We start from the raw sequence: 22,172 nt of genomic DNA on the forward strand, positions 1-22,172 counted from the left end.
AGCTCCCTAATCTCATATCACCGGCATGTAAAATCCGGTAGTCACTCTGTTCCTATTCATTGCGGCGCAATCTGACCGCATGCCACAGCATCGTGCTATTCGCTCCACGAGGAATGGCACGATGGCACACCACAGCAGCCGCAACATCCTATGGCACCGCGCTATCGCCGTGCTGCTGGCCGTCTCTGCCCTGACTATCGAGCCCGTACTGGCTGGGGACGGTGCCACCGAGCATGCCCAACTGGCGGCGCTGATCCGCCAGCTCGACATGATCGACCGCCTGGCCGAGCACAGTGCCAGCCTGCCTCGTCAGGGTGACAGTCGTTACCACTTCGACTACGCCCGCCTGCGCGAGGACATCAAGCGTGTTCGCCAGAGCATCCGCGACTACCTGGCTCCCCAGCGCGCGCAGCCCCGTGACCCCGTGGAGCTGCTTGGCGGCTATCGCCAGGCCTCCGAGGAGGCCGACCCATGAACGCCGCTCAAGCGACCGCCTTTCAGGCCAACGCCGGTTTCTCGGCGTCGGATATGTCCGTCGTACTCGTGAGCCTCGTCTTCGCCGTGCTGCTGCTATGGGGTGTCTGGGCCCTGCGCACCGCCTATGTGGGCTGGGCGGAAGAACGCATCTCTCAACGTCAGTTCCTCGGTGTCGCGGTGCGGTTCGTCGCGATGTACGTCGTACTGACTTTTTTCCTGTTGTCTTGACCCGATGAGGACATCGCCATGGCTTCCCGCTCCGCTCGCAACCGCTTGATTCAACGCATCCGCCAGTCTGCCGCCGCCTTGCTTTCGGCAAGCGCGGTGCCGCTGGTTCACGCCCAGGGGCTGCCGACGCTGGAGGACCCGTCGCGCGGCACCGGCAGTGGCATCATGGAGACGCTGCGCAACTATGGCTACGACATCGTGCTGCTGGTGGCACTGCTCGTGGTCGCCTCGATGTTCATCGGTGTCTGCTACCACGCCTACAGCACCTATTCGGAGATCCACACCGGGCGCAAGACCTGGGGGCAGTTCGGCCTCACCGTGGCGGTCGGGGCGATCCTGCTGGTCGTGGGTATCTGGCTACTGACCGAAGCCACCGGCATCTTGTAAAGGCGTCCCGTGATGGCTAGCACGCCCGAACTTCAACAGGACGACACGGTGACATTCCTGCCGCATCGACTCAACCGCCAGCCCGTGGTGGTCCGGGGGCTGACGGCGGATGAGCTGTGGATTTGCGTGGGCCTGTCGGCCCTGGTCGGGTTGGTGCTCGGCCTGCTGCTGGCCTGGCTGACGTCCACCCTAGCGCTGATACCGTCGATGATCGTGGCCACCGTTGCGCTTGGGGTCTTTGCCGGCGGAAGTGCGCTGCGGCGTCGGAAGCGGGGTCGCCCCGACACCTGGCTCTATCGCCAGTTGCAGTGGCGCATCGCGCTCGGGTATCCGCTGTTCTCGCCCTACGTCGGAGGCGGTTCACTGGTAACACGTTCGGGTCACTGGGCGACCCGAAGGGGGACACCATGAGCCGCTTCAAGAACGAGGTCACTCATCTACAGGCCCATATCAGGACACTGCGTCTGGGTGCAGGCGCACTGTTCGTCCTCGCCCTGGTGCTGGGCGTTGGCTGGTGGAATGCCCCGCGTGATCTCACTATCCATGTACCCCCAGACCTGCGATCAGGCAGCGTGCGCAAGTGGTGGGACGTACCACCAGAGTCCGTCTATGCCTTCGCCTTCTACATCTTTCAGCAACTCAACCGCTGGCCCACCAACGGCGAGGACGACTACGCGCGCAACATCCATGCGCTGTCTGCCTACCTGACGCCCGGCTGTCAGCACTTTCTCCGGCTCGATTACGAGCAGCGGCAGCGCACCGGCGAACTGCGTCAGCGGGTACGCGGTATCTACGAAATTCCGGGGCGGGGCTTCGGCGATGACCCGACCCAGCGCGTCCGGGTGGTGTCCGACCGAGACTGGGTCGTCACCCTGGACGTTAGCGCCGATGAGTATTACGGCACCGAGCAGGTCAAGCGCGCCCTGGTGCGTTATCCGCTGAAGGTCGTACGCCTGGACATCGACCCCGAACGCAACCCCTTCGGCCTGGCGCTGGACTGCTATGACGGCACACCACAGCGCATCGCCGCCGAACCGCCTCCGGCATCCCCCGCACCGGAGACTCCGTAGAGGACTTGCCATGAAAAAACTTTCTGGAAAAGTTTTTCGCGTCAGCTGCGCAGCGGTGAGGCACAAGGATGTGCCGAGCAACCGTCCGTTCCTCATCCTGGCCTGTCTCGCGCTGTTCCTCGGCTGGATACCCACCAGCCAGGCAGTGGAAATCCTCAAGTGGGAGCGCATGCCGCTGGCCGTCCCCCTGGTGGTCGGCCACGAGCGCGTGGTCTTCATCGACCGCAACGTGCGCGTCGGTGTACCCGCCTCGATTGGCGATCGCCTGCGTGTGCAGAGCGCTGGCGGTGCCCTCTACCTGCTGGCACACGACACCATCGAGCCCACACGTTTGCAGTTGCAGGACGCCGACGACGGCACCCTGATTCTGATCGATATTGCCGCGCGAGACGGGGAGGCACCCTTGGAGCCCGTGCGCATCGTCGAGGGCGAGACTGCCGGCACAAGATACGGCGGCACGGGTGCGCAAGCCCCCAATGCACCGGCCGCCACACCACCCGATCCCGCGCGGGAGACACCGATTCCGGTGGTTCTCACGCGCTATGCAGCCCAGAGCCTGTACGCACCACTGCGTACCGTCGAGCCCGTGAGCGGCCTCTCGCGCGGGAACCTGCGCCGTGACCTGGCACTGGACACGTTGTTGCCCACTTTACCGGTACATGCCAAAGCGCTGGCCGCCTGGCGTCTGGAGGATCAGTGGGTTACCGCAGTGCGCCTGACCAATACCGCCAGTCGGTGGCTCGACCTGGACCCGAGAGCCCTGCAAGGAAATTTCCTGGCAGCGACATTCCAGCATCCTGACCTGGGGCCAGCCGGCGAGTCTCAGGGCACCACGGTGGTCTACCTGGTGACCCGCGGCCACGGCCTGGCGGAATCGCTGCTACCGGCCATCAGCCCCATCGATGCCACCCTCAACCTGCCGGCAGCCGCTGCCGCTGGCGACGCGGAGGGAGCGGATCATGCGCAGTAACGGCCTGCTCAAGTGGTTGATGCTCCCGGTCATCGTGCTCTTGGTGTTCGCCGGCATCCGACTGTTTTCCGGCGATCACGGCCCAAGCACCTCGCCGCAGGAGGCGGGAACACGATTGTCCGCCGACGAGAGGCAAGCTCTCGGCATCGAGGGGGACACCCCCAACGACACGGTGGCCACCCTGGTGGCCCAAGTGCGGCAGTTCCGGGAGGAGCTGGAAGCAGCCCTGTCGGACAACCGCTCTCAGCAGGCAGAGAACGACCGTCTGCGCCAGCGTGAACGCTCCATCGAGCAGCGTATCCAGACGGCGCTGGATACGGAGCGTGCCCAACTACGCCAGGATCGCGAAATCGTGGCGAACGAACGGCAGCAGGCGCAGAGCCTGCTTCAGGATATCCAACGGCAATTCGAAGGACTGGGAGGTCAGGGTGATCATGCGGATTTGCCCATCGGCCTTGGCCTCGAACCTAGCGATGGTCAGGGTTTCGGCGATGGCGTCCGCTGGATCGAACCGGATGATGCCAGACCCGCAGAGGGCCGCAATGACAATCGCAGCGGCTTTACCTTTCCCAACGCTTTCGGGCCAGCCCAGGGCGCCATCGACTCGGCCAGCGAAACGCTGGGTCGGGCCACGGACGGGCAGGTCGGCGCTTCACCACTGAAGGCAGTCTACACCGTGCCCTCCAATGCCACCCTGATGGGCTCGGTCGCCATGACGGCGCTGATCGGCCGGGTCCCCATCGACGGCACGGTGAACGACCCCTATCCGTTCAAGGTGGTGATCGGCCCCGACAACCTCACCGCCAACGGCATCGAGCTTCCCGACGTGGCCGGTGCCGTGGTCAGCGGCACCGCGTCGGGGGATTGGACGCTGTCCTGCGTGCGCGGCCAGATACGGTCGATCACCTTCGTGTTCCAGGACGGCACCATCCGCACGCTGCCGGAAGAGGATGGCAGAAATAACAGCAGCAATCGGAGCAATGACAACATCCTCGATGGCCTCGGCTGGATCAGCGATCCCCATGGCATTCCCTGTGTCTCCGGCGAGCGGCGCAGCAACGCCCAGCAATTCCTGGGCACCCAAGCGCTGATCACGGCAGCCGGTGCTGGCGCGGCTTCCCTGATCGACTCGGACAGCGGGCAGGTATCTTATATCGGCAGCGACGGTTCACTTGGCACCGTCGGCATTAGTGCCAACGAGGCCATGGGCCGCATCCTGGCGGGCGGTGTGCAGGAAATGTCGCAGTGGGTCAACAAGCTCTACGGCCAAGCCTTCGCCGCAGTCTACGTTGAGCCAGGTGCCCAGGTGGCCGTGCATATCGAGCAACCCCTTAACATCGACTACGACGCCAAGGGGCGCCGGGTCGATCACCGTCTCGGAGGCTCCCATGGTTCGGATCTCGATTAGCCCAATGAGTATCAAGGGCACTGCTCTCATGCTCGCCGTACTGTTCCTGGCCGGTTGTGCAACGAGTAAGGAAGAACTGCTCACCCACGAAGGCCAAACCATGCTCGACATCTGGAGTCGTGAAGCGGGTACCGCGGCTAGCGATGGCCGCGCCGCCCGTGAACTACTGGATGCACGCCAGTCCCTGCGCCGGCCACTCACCGCGGCAGACGTACAAGCTGCGCCCGTCGATCAAACCCGTTATACCCGCACGGCGCGGAACGAGGTCTACAGCCAGTTCAAGCGCCTGCCCAATCCAGACCTGGTCATGTACGTGTTCCCGCATCTGGCCGGCACCGACCCCGTGCCGGTGCCCGGCTACAGCACCGTGTTTCCCTTGTACCAGCGTGTGCAATACGCCCTGCCCGGCGAGCGGGTGGAGGATTACTGATGGCCTGGTCGCTGCCCCGGTTATGGCATGGGCGCCAGGGACAACCTGACGCTGAGGCGGTTTCAACGGAGCCACCCGATGCCTGGGAGCGCCATGTGGAGACATTAAACGAGCATGGCATTCCGGTACCAGGCAGCCAGTGTGATCCCGTACACCCTGCCGCCACGCAGTTGGACGAGCAGCGCCTCTACGACGTCAAGCCATCCTTCGTCGATCTGCTGCCCTGGGTGGAGTACCTGCCGGATTCACAAAGCCTGCTACTGGATGACGGCGAATCGGTCGCGGCCTTCTTCGAGCTGACGCCCATCGGTACCGAAGGGCGAGAGCCCCAGTGGCTGCTGCAGGCCCGCGATGCGCTGGAAAACGCCCTGCAGGACAGCTTCGATGAACTCGACGAGCAGCCCTGGATGGTGCAGCTTTACGCCCAGGATGAGACCGATTGGTCCAGTTACCTGAAGACCCTGCGCGACTATATCCTGCCACGAGCTCAAGGCAGCGCCTTCAGTGAGCGTTACCAGCGCTTTCTGGCCCACCACCTGCGCGCCATCGCCAAGCCCGGCGGTTTGTTCGAGGACACCACCGTGACCCGTCTGCCATGGCGCGGCCAGTCCCGGCGCGTGCGCATGGTGATCTATCGCCGTGCGCCGGGCGCTTCCCGGCGCCGTGGACAAACCCCGGAACACGCCCTGGCGACGGTCTGCGACCGGCTGCTGGGCGGTCTGGCCAATGCCGGCATCAAGGCCCGTCGCCTTCAGGCCGCGGACATCCACGCCTGGTTGCTGCGCTGGTTCAACCCCCATCCCACTCTGTTGGGACCGTCGGCAGCGGACCAGGAGCGCTTCTACCAGTTGACCGCTTATCCCCAGGCGTCGGAGCCCGGTGAGATCGAACTGGCCAGCGGCACGGACTTCTCGCAGCGGCTGTTCTTCGGCGAACCACGCTCCGATGTGGAGAACGGCACCTGGGTTTTCGACGGCATGCCACACCGGGTCATGGTGCTCGACCGTCTGCGCACGCCGCCGGCCACGGGCCATATCACTGGCGAGACCCGCAAGGGTGGAGATGCCTTCAACGCCCTGTTCGACCAGATGCCCGATGACACGGTGATGTGCCTGACCCTGGTGGCCACACCCCAGGATGTGCTCGAAGCCCACCTGAACCACCTGGGCCGCAAGGCCGTCGGCGACACCCTGGCCTCCGAGCAGGCCCGCCAGGACGTGCAGGAAGCCCGTTCGCTGATCGGCAGCGCCCACAAACTCTATCGCGGCGCGCTGGCGTTCTACCTACGCGGACGCGATCTGGCGGAACTGGACGCACGCGGGTTGCAGCTCGCCAACGTCATGCTCAACGCCGGCCTGCAGCCGGTGCGCGAGGAGGATGAAGTCGCCCCCCTCAACAGTTACCTGCGTTGGCTGCCCGGCGTGTTCGACCCGGCCAGGGACCGTCGCCAGTGGTACACCCAGTTGATGTTCGCCCAGCACGCGGCCAACCTCTCGCCACTCTGGGGTCGTAACCAGGGCACCGGACATCCCGGCATCACCTTCTTCAATCGCGGGGGCGGCACCATCACTTTTGATCCGCTCAACCGAAAAGACCGGCAGATGAACGCCCACCTGTTCCTGTTCGGCCCGACCGGCTCCGGCAAGTCCGCCACCCTCAACAACATCCTCAACCAGGTGGTGGCTATCTACCGGCCACGGCTGTTCATTGTCGAGGCCGGTAACTCCTTCGGCCTGTTCGGGGACTTCGCCCAGCGCCTGGGACTGACGGTGCACCGGGTCAAGCTCGCCCCCGGTGCCGGTGTGAGCCTGGCGCCGTTCAGCGATGCCTGGCGTTTGGTCGACACCCCCGGCGAGGTGCATACCCTGGATGCCGATGTGCTGGAGGACGACGAGGAAGCAACAACGCCCGGTACGGAGGAGGAAGAACAGCGCGATGTGCTGGGCGAGCTGGAGATCACCGCCCGCCTGATGATCACCGGTGGGGAAGACAAGGAAGAGGCGCGGATGACCCGCGCCGATCGCAGCCTGATCCGCCAGTGCATCCTGGATGCGGCCCGCCGTTGCGTGAGGGACGAGCGCACAGTGCTGACCGAGGACGTACGCAACGCCCTGCGCGAGCGCAGCGCCGACACGGCCCTGCCCGAGACGCGCCGCGCCCGCTTGCTGGAGATGGCCGACGCCATGGACATGTTCTGCCAGGGACTGGACGGCCAGATGTTCAATCGCCCCGGCACGCCGTGGCCCGAGGCCGACATCACTATCGTCGACTTGGCGACCTTTGCTCGCGAGGGCTACAACGCCCAGCTCTCCATCGCTTATATCTCCCTGATCAACACGGTCAACAACATCGCCGAGCGCGATCAGTTCCTGGGGCGCCCCATCGTCAATGTCACCGACGAGGGCCACATCATCACCAAGAACCCCTTGCTCGCCCCCTACGTCGTCAAAATTACCAAGATGTGGCGCAAGCTGGGGGCCTGGTTCTGGCTGGCGACACAGAACCTGGACGACCTGCCCAAGGCCGCCGAGCCCATGCTGTCGATGATCGAATGGTGGATCTGCCTGTCCATGCCCCCGGATGAGGTGGAGAAGGTGGCGCGCTTCCGCGAGCTCAATCCGGCCCAGAAGGCGTTGATGCTGTCGGCGCGCAAGGAGTCCAGCAAGTTCAGCGAAGGGGTGATCCTGTCGAAGTCGATGGAAGTCCTGTTCCGTGCCGTGCCGCCGAGCCTTTACCTGGCCATGGCGATGACCGAGCCCGAAGAAAAAGCCGAGCGCTACCAGTTGATGCGCGAGCATGGCATCAGTGAGCTGGAGGCCGCTTTCAAGGTGGCGGAGAAGATCGACCAGGCGCGCGGTATCGAACCATTGCCGCCAGATAGTTTTGGCTGAGGTGCGACAGCATGGAGAAATCGAGGCGTTCACCCTATGCAACAAGGCGCTACCTCTGGCCAGTGCTGGCGGTAGCGACGGTATTCGTTGCCATCCTGGTCTGGTCATTCAGTCCCAGCCCACGGGTAAGTGATCCAGAGCCATCGGGACCACCCTGGCTTTACGGCCGCCTCGATGCGCGCTTCACCGTGATCGCCTACGCCGACCTGGAATGCCCGTACTGCCAGGCGTACTTCCCGGTCTTGAAGCAGTGGATCGACAGCCACCCCGAAGCGAACTGGCAATGGCATCACCTGCCGCTGGCGTTCCACGAACCCGCTGCCACCCAGGGCGCACGCCTGGTGGAATGCGCCGGTGAAGTGGGCGGCCGTACCGCCTTCTGGCATGCCATCGCCTGGGTATACCAGCACACCCGCGGTGATGGACAGGGCGTACCCGCCAATGTCGAGATGCCCGGTTTGACGCCCGCTGTGCAGGCGTGCCTGGACAGCACGAGACCCGATGCCGTGATCCGCGCCCAAGCCGACGAAGCCGCACACGCCGGCGTGGTCGCGACGCCGACCCTACGCCTGGTCGACAACCACACCGGTACCGATCTGCTGTTACCGGCGGGGCCAATCGAGGGCGATGCCCTGCTGTCCGCCATCGACCTGCTCACGTCTGCTGAGGACGGGGTTTGAGAGCAGGCGCGAACCGGAACCACCGAGATGCCTGCCGACCTTGTCGGCGACATGCCCAGGTAGTCGTGATCTTCAAGGCTACGGCGCGGTTCCGACTGCGTTGATCGACCCGTTCGCTTCGCATCCCTCGCGCGAACGTCCATCACCCGTGATGGAGGATGCCCATCAATCCGGCCCGCTTGCGGGCCTTCATTGTCCCAGGGGGCCTTGCCCCACGGGACAGGAGCCTCCGTTCCTATCCAGGAGGTTCCCATGAGTTTGTCCGAAACCGTCTCCGACGGCACCACCTGCGCGCTCGTCGACTACGCGAGCATCCAGGAAGACCCACTGATCCGTCAGGCCATCGGTGTGCTGGAAGAACGCCTCTTCAGGCGCGGTGCGTCGCTGACCAGTCCTACCGCCGTACGTGAGTATCTGCGGCTGAAACTGGCCAGCGAAGCACTGGAGGTCTTTGCCGTCGTGTTCCTCGACGCGCAGCATTGCGTCATTGCCTATGAGCAAATGTTCCGAGGCACTATCGACGGCGCTGCCGTCTATCCGCGAGCCGTGGTCAAACGTGCCATCGAGCACAACTGTGCCGCGGTGATCCTGGCCCATTGCCATCCCTCGGGTTCGACCGAGCCGAGTCAGGCCGACAAGGCCATCACGACCCGCTTGAAATCGGCCCTTGAGCTGGTCGACGTTCGAGTGCTGGATCATTTCATCATTGGTGAAGGGGTGCCTTTCTCCTTCGCCGAGGTGGGCTTGCTGTAATCACAGGGGCGTCTTCGGACGCCTCCTTCTTCCTGCCGCGACAAAGTGGTAGCTTCTCTGTGCGCATTCTTCATGGCGTACGCGCCCCAAGAGATCGACGATCACGAGTCATTGATCCTGGGGAGCCCTGACATGCCTTCGTTCACCACCCATTCTGCGATTCGCCACCGCTACTATCTTGCCGCAGCGGTCTGTGTGCTGATGGTTTCAGCTCACGTCCAGGCTGCGGACGTCCTGGTCTTCACCGACCAATGGCATCCCGTCGAGGCACTGGATAACGTGCGCGTCATCCACCTGGATGCCGCCGCAGAGATCGAGGCGGAACTGGCGTCCGGACTTCCCGCCGATCCGCAGCAAGCGGCGGCCATCGTCCGTCAGCGGATGGATGATGGTGGTAACGACTTTCAAGCCCGTCTTGCTACCGCTTACCAGGGCGTCGTCGATGCATGGAGCCTGGGCATTACCAAGATTCCGGCCATCGTGGTTGATGAACGCTATGTGGTTTATGGCGATGCCGATGTCTCGCGTGCCCTGGCCAGTATTGAGGCTTACAAGAGGGACCAGCCATGAAAGCATCTCATCGAAAGTGGCGCGCCAGTCTCGCGGCTTGCCTGTTGAGCATTGCCATTCCAACCTTCGCCCTCGATACCGCAACCATCACCGGTTCAGTACTGTCGCCCGACTGTATCGCTTACCGGGTGCGGGGCATCTGCTACTGGCTGCTCTGCACTTTGACCGGTTGCTCCGTGGAAACCTCGGTCAAAGTGGCGCATTACGTGCCTGATGCGGTGGTCTCCAGTTATTCGAACACCGGGGAAAATCCCTGGGTAGAGGTGCGCGCACTGAGCCCGCCCAACGCCAGCGCCGAAGGCGGCGGTGACGGCACCACCAACGAGGAGCACGAGAACAATCTGGCCAAGTTCAAGAACGCCGATGTGATCGGCCATCCGGGCGCGACCCTGTTCAGTCAGTTCATCAGCCAATGGGGCTATTCCTGCGCCGGTGCGGGCACAGCCTTCATGCCTTATCTGCTGAGCACCCTCGATACCGTGGCTTGGCGTTACAACGTCCCGGAATCCCTGTATCCCGAGGCGCTGATACCGGGCAGGCGCGAGATCGGCACGCGGGCGGGCCTGAACCTGTGGGGCAATGTCTATCCGCGTGGCGGCTTCCTGCACCATGTCGATGACTACAAGGCGGCCGCCGTCGTTGCCCAGCGCGCGGGCGACATCGTCACCCGCCGTGGTCAGGTGCATGTGTACCAGCCGCTGCTGGCCAATGGCCGCGATGGCTACTGGCCGGCAGGCGCCCTGATGGAAAGTGATGCGGCCACCGGCAAGTGGCAAGAACTCACGCCAACACTCAAGAATACCTGCGCTGTATTTCCCCACAGCGAATCCCGAGTACAGTCACAACGGGGAGACTATGCCTGGGCGCTATGGCGACCTTATAGCTGTTGTGAGCGAAAGGGCCAGATCTTCCTCGGCAGTGTGGATTTCAATTGAGGCTGGTTCCATGACAAAGCACTCTCGTTTACGACTCATATGCATAGGGCTGGCGGTAATCAGTTTCTCGGCGATGCTGTCCAGCCCTCCCACAACAGCCCAAACCACTATCGACGACTATGGCGTGCACCATCGCGGCAGTGTCATCGGCGACGACGTGCTCTACAGCATCGGCGGCGGCCGGGCCGTCTCCATGGGACCGGTCGGTCAGATGCAAACCCTGGGCGTCGGCATCGGCTGGAACAGCAATCTGATTTGCGGCGACATGAGCATCACCACCACCTTGCAGAACCAGCTCAACGGGATCACCAACGGCTTCCAGACGATCATGAGCAACGTGATCCAGAACGCCACCGCGGCGGTTGCTTCACTGCCAGCCCTGATTATTCAGCGTGCCGATCCGGGCCTGTACAACCTGCTCACCAACGGCATCCTGCAGGCCCGGCTGGACTTCGACCGATCGAAAATGACCTGCCGTGCCATTGCCAACCGCATGGCTGACATGGCGGGCGGCCAACTGGGCTGGGATCAACTGGCCGAAGGCATGGTGCTCAAGCAGGCGGTGGCCAGCACCGATGCGGTGTCGGCCATCGAACAGGCGGAAACCAGCCGTGGCAATGACGGCGTGCCCTGGGTCGGGGGCGACAATGCCGGCGGTTCGGGTCAGGCTCCTATCCGTGTGGTCGGTGACGTGACCCGCGCCGGTTACAACCTGCTGAACGGTCGCAGTGCCACCGACGGTTCGCCGATTGACAGTATCACCTGCGGTCACCGCCTGAGTTGCCAGACCTGGTCGTCACCGGATGCCGCCGAGGCCTGGGCGACGCGGGTGCTGGGAGAACAGGAACAACGCACCTGTGATAGCTGCGTGAAAACCCGGACCATGCCCGGCGTGGGGCTGGCACCGCTGATCCAGGAGGAGTTCGAGACTCGGTTCGAAGCCCTGCGGGATCTGGTGACCGGAGCCACGCCCACCACCTTCGAGAATCTCGCGGAGGCCGGCAGCGCTTCATTACCCATCACTCGTGGCGTGATCGAGGCGCTGCGCGATGAGCCGGACCAGGACATTCTGGCCCGGCGCCTGGCGTCCGAGGTTGCTCTATCCAGCGTGCTGGAGAAGGCGCTGCTGTTACAGCGGACACTGCTCGCCGGGCGCAAGGAGCCCAACGTGGCGGCCAATCAACTCGCCCAAGACGCGGTGTCCCGCGAGAGTGAATTGCTGGCGCAGGAGATCAACAACCTCAAGACCGAGTTGGAGTTGCGCCGCGAGCTGGCCGCCAACTCCCCGATGGCGATCATCCAGCGGCACAACAGCCGTGGTGAATCGTCGCGTGGCATCTACCAGGGAGACACCGAGCGCAACCGACTCGATACCATTCAGCAGGCACCGAACCCGAGCAACCCGCCATGAAACTTGCCAGGCCCAAGTGGCTGTTCAGTCGTCCGCTGGGGAAAGCGCTGCTCTGGACGACCCTCGTGGTACTGGTGGCGGCAGGTATCAACCTGGTCGGTATCGGTGTCGTCGGCGACATCACTGCCTGGAGTCAGTGGCTCGACGACTATGCGGGCTATTTCCTTGCCTGGCGGCTGTGCCTGTACGGCGCAACCATCTACGGCTGGCTGCGGATGCGCCGTCGGCTGTATCGGGACGCGGAAGCACGCCAACGCCTGTTTCGGGCGGAGATCGGTGCCATTGCAGCCATCACCCTGCTCGAAGTCAGCGTATTGCTGACCTGAGCCCGATCGCTGGAGCCCCACATGACGCTCTACACCTCGGACTACCTGGAGTACTACCTGACACTGGTGGCCTGGATCATCAACAACGGCATCTGGAACGTACTGGTCGCCAGCGGCATCTTCGCGTTGCCGTTTCTGGCCATCGTCGTGCAGGAATGGCTCAAGGCGCGGTCGGAAGGCGCTGACGAGGGCAACAAGGGAGTGCTCTCGTCCATGCGCATCGAAAACCGCGTGTGGGTGGCCATCGTGGTCATCCTGTTCGCCGGCATCCCCTTCATCCCGGTCGATCTCAGCACCATCCAGTTCGATCGCACTCGCTCCCAGCAGTGCCAGGTCAACGTGCCGGAGCCGTCGGAGACGCCCTGGTCGACCTCATTCACCACCATCAACGACCAGAGCGCCCACGTCCCGGTTTGGTGGTTCTTCATGCATGCCCTGTCCAAGGCTGTTACCGGAGCGGCAGTGGCGTCCATTCCCTGTGGTACCGACCTGCGGCAGATGCGCATGGAGATTGACAGCACGCGCATTGCGGACCCACTGCTGGCTCAGGAGGTCGCCGATTTCACCGGCGACTGCTACGGCCCGGCGCGCGCCAAGCTGTTCATGAACCGGCCAGCACTGAGTGACGAGGAAATGCACGACGTCACCTGGATTGGCTCACGCTTCTTCCTGGACACGGCCGGCTTCTACGACACCTACCGTTCCCAGGCCCCACGCGACGCCTGGCCCTATAGTGACAGTCGTGACGCCGGCCTGGCCGAAGTGGCCAGTGGCGGGGGCTATCCGGACTGCCGGAACTGGTGGCTGGACGGCTCCGAGGGATTGCGAACCCGCTTGCTGGCACAGGTCGACCCCAGCCTGCTGTCCCGGTTCGCGCAATGGGCAGGGTTTATGGACCAGTCCCAGGTGGACGACGCCCTCATTCGGGCCATCGCCTCACCACAACACCAGGCCATGAACCAGGGCCAGGTCTACACCGACTACGGCGGTCAAATCGGAATAACACTGCCCAATGCAACCACTCGCGTCGCCTCGGACCTGGGCCTGACCGTGGGATCACTCGGCTTCTTCCCCGCCATGGACGTGGTGCGCCAGGCGCTGCCGATGATCCTGTCGTTCCTGAAGATGGCCATGGTCATCGTCATTCCGCTGGTGCTGATCTTCGGCACCTACGACTTGCGGACGGTGGTCACGGTGACTGCCGTGGAGTTCGCGCTGTTCTTCGTGGATTTCTGGTTCCAACTCGCGCGCTGGGTGGACTCCACCATCCTCAACGCGCTCTACGGCTGGGATTCCCCGCACAGTAACTTCAATCCGTTGATGGGGTTAAACAACGCCTTCGGCGACATGTTGTTGAATTTTGTGATGGCGGCGATGTTCATCATCTTGCCTGGATTCTGGGTTGTTGCACTGAGCTGGGCCGGAGTCAGGACGGGGAACATCCTTAGCGGCTTCATCACTGGCACATCCGATGCGAAGTCGGCTGGTGGAAGTGGGGCAGGTCTTGCCATGAAAGCCGCGACAAAGGGGGCAAAGTAAATTTTGACCTCGCCATAGCATCCAGTCAGTAGTCGACACCACCTTCCGGAGCCCATGCTGGCTGGGTTTCCGCCAGAGTCATTTCGTTGAAGTAGTGGGCCAACCCTCGGACCGATAGAGATGATCTGCCGCATCTATCACGGTAGGTAGTGCCGAAGGTCCGGACATAGCCATCGAAATGGTTATCAGCCTGTTCCCACAACAGGCTTTGCCCGATGCGGGGCATCAGAATCCCCCGTAAGCACCGGCTTGCCTGAGTTCCAAAGTCCTCGTCCTCCCTCCATCGCATCAACCATGTCTGCACACTATGCGCCACATATACTAATCATAATAAATAGCATAATAGAATCATAAAGGTGCTGATAGACACGGGTTTACGTTACCCATATACTGCAGTCAACGGATATAACCAGAATTCTCAAACAAGCACGAGATACCGGATGTTAAATGGCCAGCTCTCCTCCCTGACGCAACCGCAACGTGATCGCCTCGCGTTCATCGAACTGCGGGTGCGCTTCTTTGGCGATCTACGCCGCCAGGAAGTGGTGTCACGTTTCGGCATCCAGGCCGCAGCAGCTACACGAGACCTGGGGATCTACAAGGAGCTGGCTCCCGGCAACATCGACTACGACGCCAAGGCCAAGGCCTATGTGCTGGGAAAGGGCTTCAAGCCTGTCTTCGCCTTCCCGCCTGAGAGAGTACTGTCTTGGCTGACCCAGAATTTCGGCGATGGGGAACCCGGGCCGCTAAGGGCCTGTGTCGCCAGCGAGTACCCCTGGCGACTGGATCAACCCGACCTCACTGTACTGGCCTGCGTGACACGAGCCATTTATCAGGAGTATCCGCTCAGTATCGAGTATCACTCCATCTCCAGCGGTCGTACTGAGCGCGAGATCGTACCCTTTGCCCTGATCGACAATGGCCTGCGCTGGCATGTACGTGCCTTCGATCGCAAATCACAGGAGTTCAGGGACTTCGTGATCACCCGGATCAAGCGCCCCAAGCTGCTCAAGGAACAGTCAATAGCAACCCACGAACGCAGTGACCAGGACATACAGTGGACCCGGATCGTTGAACTGGAGTTGGTGCCGCATCCGGATCAACCCCGTCCCGAGATCACCGAAATGGACTACGCCATGCAGGATGGCGTGATCCGGATGAAACTACGCGCAGCCATGACGGGCTATGTACTACGCAAGTGGAGTGTGGACTGCTCACCGGATCATAGTATGCGCGGCCCAGAGTACCGCTTGTGGCTCAAGGACCACTTAGCCATCTACGGCGTGAAAAACGCAATGTTGGCACCAGGCTACAGAGTAGGACCAAAGGCGGGGACATGATGGAGCTGATCGATAACATCAACAACTTGCTGGGTGACGACCTAAAGCAAACACTGAAACCGGGCTCCCGCCTGAAAATCGCAGCTTCGTGTTTTTCAATGTATGCGTTCGAAGCGCTCAAGCAGGAGCTGGAGCAAATTGAGGAGCTGCGCTTCATCTTTACTGCACCGGCCTTTGTCGCGAACGAGGTAACCGACAAGATTCGCAAGGAGCGACGGGAATTCCACATCCCCAAGCTCGATCGTGAACGCAGCCTCTACGGTAGCGAGTTCGAGATTCAGCTACGCAATAAGCTCACCCAACGTGCTATTGCGAAAGAGTGCGCCAACTGGATGCGCCGCAAGGTCACCTTCAAAAGCAATCGCAGTAAAGCTCCAATGCAGCAATTTTCCTGCGTGCAAGTGGCTGACGCCAATATCAGCTATATGCCGCTGCACGGATTTACGGCGGTTGATCTCGGCTACCAGCAGGGCAATGCCGTCTCCAACCTGGTGCACAAGACAAGCGATGCGGCCACGACCAATACCTACCTGAGCCTGTTTGACCAAATCTGGAACGATTCGGAGAAACTGGAAGATGTTACTGAGAAAGTCTGCGATCACATCGCGTCGGTGTACCAGGAGAATTCGCCGGAGAGCATCTACTTCCTCATGCTCTACAACATCTTCAATGAATTCCTGGACGACATCGATGAAGACGTCTTGCCCAACGATCGTACCGGATACCAAGACACCCTGATCTGGCAAAAGCTGTTCAACTACCAGAAGGATGCAGCCACCGGCATCATCAACAAGCTGGAAACCTACAGCGGCTGCATCCTGGCGGACAGCGTCGGCCTGGGCAAAACATTCACGGCGCTGGCTGTGGTCAAGTATTACGAACTGCGCAACCGTTCAGTGCTAGTGCTGTGCCCCAAGAAATTGGCAGACAACTGGCTGAACTACAACCGCAACCTCAAAACCAATCTCTTTGCCCGCGACCGCTTCAACTACGACGTGCTGTGCCATACAGACCTTAGTCGCACCAGCGGCGAGTCCTTCGGTACCCCCCTGAACCGCATCAATTGGGGCAATTACGACCTGGTCGTTATCGACGAATCGCACAATTTCCGCAACAACGACGCCTACAAGGACAAGGAAACGCGCTACCAGAAGCTGATGAACAAGGTCGTCAAGGAAGGGGTAAAGACCAAGGTGCTGATGCTGTCGGCCACCCCGGTCAACAACCGCTTCAATGATCTGCGCAACCAATTAGCACTGGCCTACGAAGGCGAGTCGGAAAACCTCAGCAAAAAACTCCGCACGGATAAAACCGTGGAAGAAATCTTCCGCAATGCCCAAGCCGCCTTCAATAGCTGGTCAAGGCTTCCCCCGGAACAACGCACCGCCCGGGCCATCCTGGATGCACTGGACTTCGACTTCTTTGAGTTACTGGATAGTGTCACCATTGCCCGCTCGCGCAAACACATTCAGACCTTCTACGACACCAAGGACATCGGCCACTTCCCGGAACGCCTCAAGCCGCTGTCCTACCGTTGCTCCCTTACCATGCTCGACGGGGCCCCCAGCTTCAATGAGATATTCGAGCAACTGTCCCTGCTCAAACTCGCTGTCTATGCGCCCGTCAGCTACATTCTGCCCAGCCGTCTGAAAAAGTACGAAGAGCTGTACGACACTCAGGTATCCAGTGGCGGCGGCAAGCTCCGGCAGGTAGACCGGGAAAAAAGCCTTCAGGCACTGATGACGGTGAATCTCCTCAAGCGCCTGGAAAGCTCCGTTGAAGCCTTCCGTCTCACTCTGCAGGCACTGTGCAACAACCATGAACGTACCCTGAAGCGCATTGACGCCTTCAATCAGAGCGGTGCAGATGTCAGCGTCAGCGACTTAACCGAGGCATTGGAAAGCCTGGATGCCGAAGATGATGATTTGCCCGGCCTGGATGATGAGGCCGGTCTTATCGGTGGTAAGGTCAAGATCAGCCTCGCAGACATGGATTTGCCCTCCTGGGAACATGAACTCCGGGCAGACCTTGAGATCATCAATGGCTTGCAGGCCGAGATGGGCAAAATCACGCCACAGGACGATGCCAAGCTGCAACATCTCAAGGCACACCTGCTGAACAAGATTGCCAACCCGATCAACCCCGGCAACCGCAAAGTGCTGATCTTTACCGCCTTTGCCGATACGGCCAATTACCTGTATGCCAATTTTGCTCCAGAACTGTTGGCCAACCAGCAATTGCATTCCGCCAAGGTCACCGGCCAGGGCCCCCCGCAATCCACTCTGAAAGGTGGCACGCGCAAAAAGTATTACGACTTTCAGGAAGTACTGACCCTGTTCTCCCCGCGCTCCAAGGAAAAAGCCCTGGTACTGCCTGAAGAGCCCGCAGAAATCGACCTGTTGATCGGTACTGACTGTATCTCCGAAGGCCAGAATCTGCAGGACTGTGATTACGTAGTCAACTACGACATCCACTGGAACCCGGTACGCATCATCCAGCGCTTCGGTCGCGTGGATCGCATCGGCTCCCCCAACAGCAGTATCCAGTTGGTCAATTACTGGCCTGACATTTCCCTCGATGAGTACATTAATCTCAAAGAGCGTGTGGAAAGCCGCATGACCATTGTTGACGTCAGCGCCACTGGCGACGACAACGTGCTATCCGCCCAGGCCAACGATGTTTCCTACCGCAAGGAGCAGCTACGCCGCCTGCAGGATGAGGTGATCGAGCTGGAAGATCTGAAGACCGGCGTCAACATCACCGACCTTGGCCTCAATGACTTCCGCATGGACCTGCTCAATTACGTCAAGGCCCACGGCGGACTGGACAAGGCCCCCAACGGCCTGCATGCGGTGATCCCCGCAGACCCGCAAAAGGGCCTGCTGCCGGGCGTCATCTTCACCCTGCGCAACCGCAATTCAGGCATCAATCCACCGTCGCACCTGCCGCAGCACAACCTGCTGCACCCCTATTACCTCGTCTACATCGGCCGTGACGGTGAAGTCATTCACGACCACACCGAGGTCAAGCGACTGTTGGATCTGGCGCGTACCGCCTGCAAGGGCCAAGTCCAACCATTGCCGGAGGCGTGCCAATTGTTCAATCAAGAGACTGCCGATGGCCGGAAGATGCAAACCTATTCGGAACTGCTGAGCCAGGCCATCCGATCCATGATCGAGGTCAAAGAAGATAAAGACCTGGATAGCCTGTTCACAGGCGGCAAGACCACAGCGCTGCTGGATACCATTTCCGGGCTGGATGATTTCGAGCTGGTCTCTTTCCTGGTCATACAGGAGGTGGTATGAGCAGCCGGTCAGCACCTTCAGCGTTGATCAACTTCCCCAGACAGGCAGCATTTGGTCGTGTGTTGCCCAAGAACAAGATTTACGAGCACAGCCGAGCCAATACCCGGCTCAAAGACCTGTTTGTCACTCAGGCCGATCAAATCATCTGGCAGTACAAACTGGCGCCCGAAACCATCAAATTGCCGGCCAAGCCGGGAGTTCCAGAAATCCAGGTGTTCGCTATTCAGCTCAAAACGCCTCAATTGCACGAGGATGTACTTCGATGCATCGACGGGACGGTGCAATACCCCATTTTGTTTGAGCTGAGTCACGAGGGTCAGACGCAAACGAAAGCCTGCTACAAGCGTCCTAGCGAAGCTGACGGCAGCAAATGGGTAGTCAGTGACTACTTCGCGACGAAGTGGTTGGCTGCAGACACACCTCGTGCCCCCATGCCCATGGCGCTGGACCTGGCAGCTTTGTATGAACAGTTGCTGCATCGGCTGATTCCCTTGATTCCTCGTACAGGGGAAAGCCTTTCAGACCTGGTGGAGCGCTCTGCTCAGGTGCGCAGCAAGAAAAGAGAGGTTGATCAGACCCAGGTTCGCCTGAACAAGGAAAAGCAATTCAACCGCAGGGTGGAAATCAATGCTCAATTGCGGAAGTTGCAAACAGAACTAGAACAATTGAGGGGGAAGGGTTGCCCATGAGTGCGGTGGAGTTAACAAACGAGTCGAGGCAATATCTTGAAGGGATTGCAGACGATACCCTGGTCCACATTGCAAGCATTGCTGAGGCGGCTGAGGCAAAGCTTCACAGTGGCCAAGCTCAGGGAGCGGAGTCGCTGGCGAATGTCAATACGGTGACTTCCGAAGCAGCAATCCGGAACCTGAACCAAGCCTATGCTGCTACACGGGAGAGTTACCGGACATTATCGGACGAACCCGCCATCGCTCGCGTAGTAGTGATGGATGAGGAGGGGCAAAACCGTACCTACTATATCTGCCGAACCGCTCCGGTATCCGGCTTTCCCAACCTGGCCAGTTATCGCGCTCCAGTGGGTCGCCTGGCTTCCTTGGAGATCGGCACAGAGTTTACACTCCCCAACGGAACGATTGTTGAGGTAACAGAACGCGCACGGCTGAATCCTGGTAAAGATGCTGACGGCTGGGATTCACAGAATACCGTGGTTGAATCCGAGGATATCGGCCCGCTCACCATCGAGTCTCTGCGCGAGCTGTTGTTCCAGGTTGCGGGGGAAGCAGTTACCGAAGACATACTGGGCCAATTGCTGGCAGAAGAAAGCGAAAAAGCGAACATTATTGCAGGTTTTCGCCGCAGCTTAATCACCAAAATGGGGCTCAGAGACCAGCCCATCCTAGACCAGTATCAGGACGAAATATTCCGACTCCCTCTAGACAGGCGATTGCTGATCCTGGGTCCACCGGGTACCGGCAAGACCACAACCTTGATCCGTCGACTTGGCCAAAAGCTCGATAGGGAATTTCTGGACGAAGACGAACAGCGGCTGGTGGAATCGATAGGTACCACTCAAGGTGTTCCACATGCCAGTAGCTGGCTGATGTTCACGCCCACCGAACTGCTCAAGCAATACTTGAAAGAGGCATTTTCCCGTGAAGGTGTGCCTGCTTCAGACCAACGCATCAGAACCTGGAACGACTATCGACGTGAACTTGCGAGAAATACCCTGGGCGTGCTCAGAACAGCAACGGGTGGTGGCACCTTTGTCCTGAAAGATGGTCTGCAGAATCTACAGGATGAAGCACAAGCAAGTGCCATCGCATGGTTCGATGATTTCGACTCTTGGCAACGGGAGGCTTACCTGCGGGACCTGCGTGAAGCCGCAAATAAACTCCAGGAAGCACAGGTCTCCGAAGCGCAAGCCCTTGGCGCACGTCTCAATGATACCCTTGTACGTACCAATGATGTTCCTCTTGCCGCCATATTTGAGTCGCTAGCGACAGAGCTTCCTCAAGCACAATCTCTGGTTGCCACTCTGAAGGAATCCTCGGACAAGAAGGTCAGGGCTGCGCTTAACCTACAACACAACCGTAACAACAATTTCCTGGATGAACTGGCTACTTTTATCGACGGTCTCCAAGAAGCCCAATTAGTCGATACCGATGAGCCAGATGATTTGGATGCTGAAGAAGGAGAAGAGGAAGCCGCACCTGCTACTGGCAAACTCAAAGCAGCCAATGCCTACATGCAGGCCGTTCGTGCCCAGGCCCGCGCCGTTGCATCCAAACGGACGCTCAGCAAGACTTCCCGCAACGGCAGAATTATTGAATGGCTCGGCGATCGCGGCCTGACGGGAAGTGATCGTGAAGAAGTGGGAGCCAACCTGCTGGTACAGACCAACGCCCGCCGCTTCCTGAATCCTGTCAAACGCTACCTTGACGGGATTCCCAGGCGCTATCGCACATTCCGCAGAGAACGTCAGCAGGAAGGGCGCTGGTACCGAAAAGAAGGGGTCGAAGCTCGTGACATCCAACCCCTGGAACTGGATATTGTACTGCTTTCCATACTTCGAGCCGTGGGAAGCCTGCTCAGTAGGCCCGGCATCCAGCGCAACATCGACAGTCCGGCATGGTCATCACTTCAGCCCATCCTGGGTCACTTCCGCAATCAAATACTGGTGGATGAGGCCACTGACTTCTCACCGATTCAACTCGCGTGCATGGCGGCACTGATGCATCACCGTCTGCGCTCGTTCTTTGCCTGTGGTGACTTCAATCAGCGCCTCACTACCTGGGGCGCTCGCTCCTTTGATGACTTGAAGTGGGTTTTCTCCGATTTTGATATGCGGGAAATCTCCGTCGCTTATCGGCAGAGCAGGCAGCTCAATAAACTGGCACGAGCCATCATTCAGGCGGTTGGCGGTACCGATCAAACGGCCACACTACCCCCCAATATGGACAGTGAAGGGGTTGCGCCGGCCTTGCTGGAAGGTGCTGCAGATTTTGAAACCGTCACAGGCTGGTTGGCGGACCGCATTCGTGAGATCGAGCGCTTTGTTGGCCAATTGCCTTCCACCGCAATCTTTGTGAATGACGAAAGCGAGGTAGCACCTCTGGCTGAAGCACTAAATGCCAGCCTCGCCGAACATAACATCCAGGTAATTGCCTGCCTGAAAGGCCAGGCCGTTGGACAGGATAACGATGTGCGCGTTTTCGACATACAGCATATCAAGGGCCTGGAATTTGAAGCGGCCTTCTACATTGGCATTGATCGGCTTGCCACCCTGCACCCGGCACTGTTCGATAAATACCTGTATGTAGGTACGACGCGCGCAGCCACTTATCTCGGCATTACCTGTGAGACCACCTTGCCGCAAGCCATTGAAGAACTTCGCCCTCTATTTGGTCAGGACTGGCAGCAAGAGAGTTATTCCAGGTAATGAATGTAAAACGAATGAACTGAGGCATTGAGCCGCTGAACACCAAGGAATC

Annotated in this window: 20 protein-coding genes and 1 pseudogene; 20 read left to right on the plus strand and 1 reads right to left on the minus strand. The window is 60.3% G+C overall.

What is annotated here, in order from left to right; all coding sequences use genetic code 11:
* Positions 1–121 precede the first annotated feature (121 nt).
* The 16 genes and pseudogenes from R3F50_12100 to R3F50_12175 all read left to right on the plus strand — a co-directional run bounded on the left by R3F50_12100 (position 122) and on the right by R3F50_12175 (position 14,075).
* On the plus strand, positions 122–475 hold the full coding sequence (locus R3F50_12100; protein ID MEZ5491044.1) for an RAQPRD family integrative conjugative element protein: 354 nt from the start codon (positions 122–124) through the stop codon (positions 473–475).
* A complete protein-coding gene (locus R3F50_12105) occupies positions 472–705 on the plus strand; it encodes a TIGR03758 family integrating conjugative element protein (protein MEZ5491045.1) in 234 nt (77 codons plus the stop codon). The genes R3F50_12100 and R3F50_12105 overlap by 4 nt, the downstream gene beginning before the upstream one ends.
* A gap of 18 nt (positions 706–723) precedes the next feature.
* On the plus strand, positions 724–1,092 hold the full coding sequence (locus R3F50_12110) for a TIGR03745 family integrating conjugative element membrane protein (protein MEZ5491046.1): 369 nt from the start codon (positions 724–726) through the stop codon (positions 1,090–1,092).
* A 12-nt stretch (positions 1,093–1,104) separates the two neighbouring features.
* Positions 1,105–1,503, plus strand: coding sequence for a TIGR03750 family conjugal transfer protein (locus tag R3F50_12115; protein ID MEZ5491047.1), 399 nt, complete (start codon positions 1,105–1,107; stop codon positions 1,501–1,503).
* A complete protein-coding gene (locus R3F50_12120; GenBank protein MEZ5491048.1) occupies positions 1,500–2,162 on the plus strand; it encodes a TIGR03746 family integrating conjugative element protein in 663 nt (220 codons plus the stop codon). Before R3F50_12115 ends, R3F50_12120 begins: the two co-directional genes overlap by 4 nt.
* A 10-nt stretch (positions 2,163–2,172) precedes the next feature.
* The gene (locus R3F50_12125; GenBank protein MEZ5491049.1) at positions 2,173–3,132 is read left to right on the plus strand and encodes a TIGR03749 family integrating conjugative element protein; all 960 of its coding nucleotides are present in this window, start codon (positions 2,173–2,175) and stop codon (positions 3,130–3,132) included.
* Positions 3,122–4,540: a TIGR03752 family integrating conjugative element protein gene (locus tag R3F50_12130; protein ID MEZ5491050.1), complete on the plus strand. Its 1,419-nt coding sequence runs from the start codon at positions 3,122–3,124 to the stop codon at positions 4,538–4,540. Before R3F50_12125 ends, R3F50_12130 begins: the two co-directional genes overlap by 11 nt.
* Before the next feature lie 4 nt (positions 4,541–4,544).
* Entirely contained in the window at positions 4,545–4,970 is a 426-nt protein-coding gene (locus R3F50_12135; protein MEZ5491051.1) for a TIGR03751 family conjugal transfer lipoprotein, read from the plus strand.
* The gene (locus R3F50_12140; GenBank protein MEZ5491052.1) at positions 4,970–7,861 is read left to right on the plus strand and encodes a conjugative transfer ATPase; all 2,892 of its coding nucleotides are present in this window, start codon (positions 4,970–4,972) and stop codon (positions 7,859–7,861) included. Before R3F50_12135 ends, R3F50_12140 begins: the two co-directional genes overlap by 1 nt.
* Before the next feature lie 11 nt (positions 7,862–7,872).
* Positions 7,873–8,604 (plus strand): annotated as a pseudogene (locus R3F50_12145) (thioredoxin domain-containing protein).
* 189 nt (positions 8,605–8,793) lie between these two features.
* On the plus strand, positions 8,794–9,294 hold the full coding sequence (gene radC / locus R3F50_12150) for a DNA repair protein RadC (protein ID MEZ5491053.1): 501 nt from the start codon (positions 8,794–8,796) through the stop codon (positions 9,292–9,294).
* A gap of 201 nt (positions 9,295–9,495) precedes the next feature.
* Positions 9,496–9,864: a TIGR03757 family integrating conjugative element protein gene (locus R3F50_12155; GenBank protein ID MEZ5491054.1), complete on the plus strand. Its 369-nt coding sequence runs from the start codon at positions 9,496–9,498 to the stop codon at positions 9,862–9,864.
* Complete coding sequence (locus R3F50_12160; GenBank protein ID MEZ5491055.1) at positions 9,861–10,799, plus strand: TIGR03756 family integrating conjugative element protein; 939 nt, start codon at positions 9,861–9,863, stop codon at positions 10,797–10,799. The genes R3F50_12155 and R3F50_12160 overlap by 4 nt, the downstream gene beginning before the upstream one ends.
* A 73-nt stretch (positions 10,800–10,872) precedes the next feature.
* Positions 10,873–12,210 (plus strand): integrating conjugative element protein, encoded by a 1,338-nt coding sequence (locus R3F50_12165; GenBank protein ID MEZ5491056.1) that lies wholly within the window; start codon positions 10,873–10,875, stop codon positions 12,208–12,210.
* The gene (locus tag R3F50_12170; GenBank protein ID MEZ5491057.1) at positions 12,207–12,536 is read left to right on the plus strand and encodes a hypothetical protein; all 330 of its coding nucleotides are present in this window, start codon (positions 12,207–12,209) and stop codon (positions 12,534–12,536) included. The genes R3F50_12165 and R3F50_12170 overlap by 4 nt, the downstream gene beginning before the upstream one ends.
* Before the next feature lie 21 nt (positions 12,537–12,557).
* Positions 12,558–14,075, plus strand: a complete 1,518-nt coding sequence (locus tag R3F50_12175) for a conjugal transfer protein TraG N-terminal domain-containing protein (protein MEZ5491058.1) — start codon at positions 12,558–12,560, stop codon at positions 14,073–14,075.
* A 25-nt stretch (positions 14,076–14,100) separates the two neighbouring features.
* On the opposite strand, the gene R3F50_12180 is transcribed toward R3F50_12175, so the two are convergent.
* Positions 14,101–14,301 (minus strand): hypothetical protein, encoded by a 201-nt coding sequence (locus tag R3F50_12180; protein MEZ5491059.1) that lies wholly within the window; start codon positions 14,299–14,301, stop codon positions 14,101–14,103.
* Positions 14,302–14,515: 214 nt separating this feature from the next.
* Between R3F50_12180 and R3F50_12185 the strand changes: the two genes are divergently transcribed.
* From R3F50_12185 to R3F50_12200, 4 genes are read left to right on the plus strand one after another with little or no spacing between them, the layout of a single operon-like run.
* Positions 14,516–15,415, plus strand: a complete 900-nt coding sequence (locus R3F50_12185; protein MEZ5491060.1) for a WYL domain-containing protein — start codon at positions 14,516–14,518, stop codon at positions 15,413–15,415.
* Positions 15,415–18,720 (plus strand): helicase-related protein, encoded by a 3,306-nt coding sequence (locus tag R3F50_12190; GenBank protein MEZ5491061.1) that lies wholly within the window; start codon positions 15,415–15,417, stop codon positions 18,718–18,720. Before R3F50_12185 ends, R3F50_12190 begins: the two co-directional genes overlap by 1 nt.
* A complete protein-coding gene (locus R3F50_12195) occupies positions 18,717–19,409 on the plus strand; it encodes a DUF4391 domain-containing protein (GenBank protein MEZ5491062.1) in 693 nt (230 codons plus the stop codon). The genes R3F50_12190 and R3F50_12195 overlap by 4 nt, the downstream gene beginning before the upstream one ends.
* Positions 19,406–22,120, plus strand: coding sequence for an ATP-binding domain-containing protein (locus tag R3F50_12200; protein ID MEZ5491063.1), 2,715 nt, complete (start codon positions 19,406–19,408; stop codon positions 22,118–22,120). Before R3F50_12195 ends, R3F50_12200 begins: the two co-directional genes overlap by 4 nt.
* Positions 22,121–22,172 lie beyond the last annotated feature (52 nt).

It is taken from the genome of Gammaproteobacteria bacterium (genome assembly GCA_041395725.1).
Taxonomy (GTDB): domain Bacteria; phylum Pseudomonadota; class Gammaproteobacteria; order Pseudomonadales; family Pseudohongiellaceae; genus NORP240.

Coding starts and splice junctions, on each gene's coding strand:
- R3F50_12115 (MEZ5491047.1), top strand. CDS start 1,105: ATGGCTAGCACGCCCGAACTTCAACAGGACGACACGGTGACATTCCTG.
- R3F50_12200 (MEZ5491063.1), top strand. CDS start 19,406: ATGAGTGCGGTGGAGTTAACAAACGAGTCGAGGCAATATCTTGAAGGG.
- R3F50_12165 (MEZ5491056.1), top strand. CDS start 10,873: ATGCTGTCCAGCCCTCCCACAACAGCCCAAACCACTATCGACGACTAT.
- R3F50_12180 (MEZ5491059.1), bottom strand. CDS start 14,301: ATGCCCCGCATCGGGCAAAGCCTGTTGTGGGAACAGGCTGATAACCAT.
- R3F50_12105 (MEZ5491045.1), top strand. CDS start 472: ATGAACGCCGCTCAAGCGACCGCCTTTCAGGCCAACGCCGGTTTCTCG.
- R3F50_12185 (MEZ5491060.1), top strand. CDS start 14,516: ATGTTAAATGGCCAGCTCTCCTCCCTGACGCAACCGCAACGTGATCGC.
- R3F50_12170 (MEZ5491057.1), top strand. CDS start 12,207: ATGAAACTTGCCAGGCCCAAGTGGCTGTTCAGTCGTCCGCTGGGGAAA.
- R3F50_12120 (MEZ5491048.1), top strand. CDS start 1,500: ATGAGCCGCTTCAAGAACGAGGTCACTCATCTACAGGCCCATATCAGG.
- R3F50_12160 (MEZ5491055.1), top strand. CDS start 9,861: ATGAAAGCATCTCATCGAAAGTGGCGCGCCAGTCTCGCGGCTTGCCTG.
- R3F50_12110 (MEZ5491046.1), top strand. CDS start 724: ATGGCTTCCCGCTCCGCTCGCAACCGCTTGATTCAACGCATCCGCCAG.
- R3F50_12195 (MEZ5491062.1), top strand. CDS start 18,717: ATGAGCAGCCGGTCAGCACCTTCAGCGTTGATCAACTTCCCCAGACAG.
- R3F50_12175 (MEZ5491058.1), top strand. CDS start 12,558: ATGACGCTCTACACCTCGGACTACCTGGAGTACTACCTGACACTGGTG.
- R3F50_12135 (MEZ5491051.1), top strand. CDS start 4,545: ATGAGTATCAAGGGCACTGCTCTCATGCTCGCCGTACTGTTCCTGGCC.
- R3F50_12100 (MEZ5491044.1), top strand. CDS start 122: ATGGCACACCACAGCAGCCGCAACATCCTATGGCACCGCGCTATCGCC.
- R3F50_12140 (MEZ5491052.1), top strand. CDS start 4,970: ATGGCCTGGTCGCTGCCCCGGTTATGGCATGGGCGCCAGGGACAACCT.
- R3F50_12125 (MEZ5491049.1), top strand. CDS start 2,173: ATGAAAAAACTTTCTGGAAAAGTTTTTCGCGTCAGCTGCGCAGCGGTG.
- radC (MEZ5491053.1), top strand. CDS start 8,794: ATGAGTTTGTCCGAAACCGTCTCCGACGGCACCACCTGCGCGCTCGTC.
- R3F50_12190 (MEZ5491061.1), top strand. CDS start 15,415: ATGGAGCTGATCGATAACATCAACAACTTGCTGGGTGACGACCTAAAG.
- R3F50_12155 (MEZ5491054.1), top strand. CDS start 9,496: ATGGTTTCAGCTCACGTCCAGGCTGCGGACGTCCTGGTCTTCACCGAC.
- R3F50_12130 (MEZ5491050.1), top strand. CDS start 3,122: ATGCGCAGTAACGGCCTGCTCAAGTGGTTGATGCTCCCGGTCATCGTG.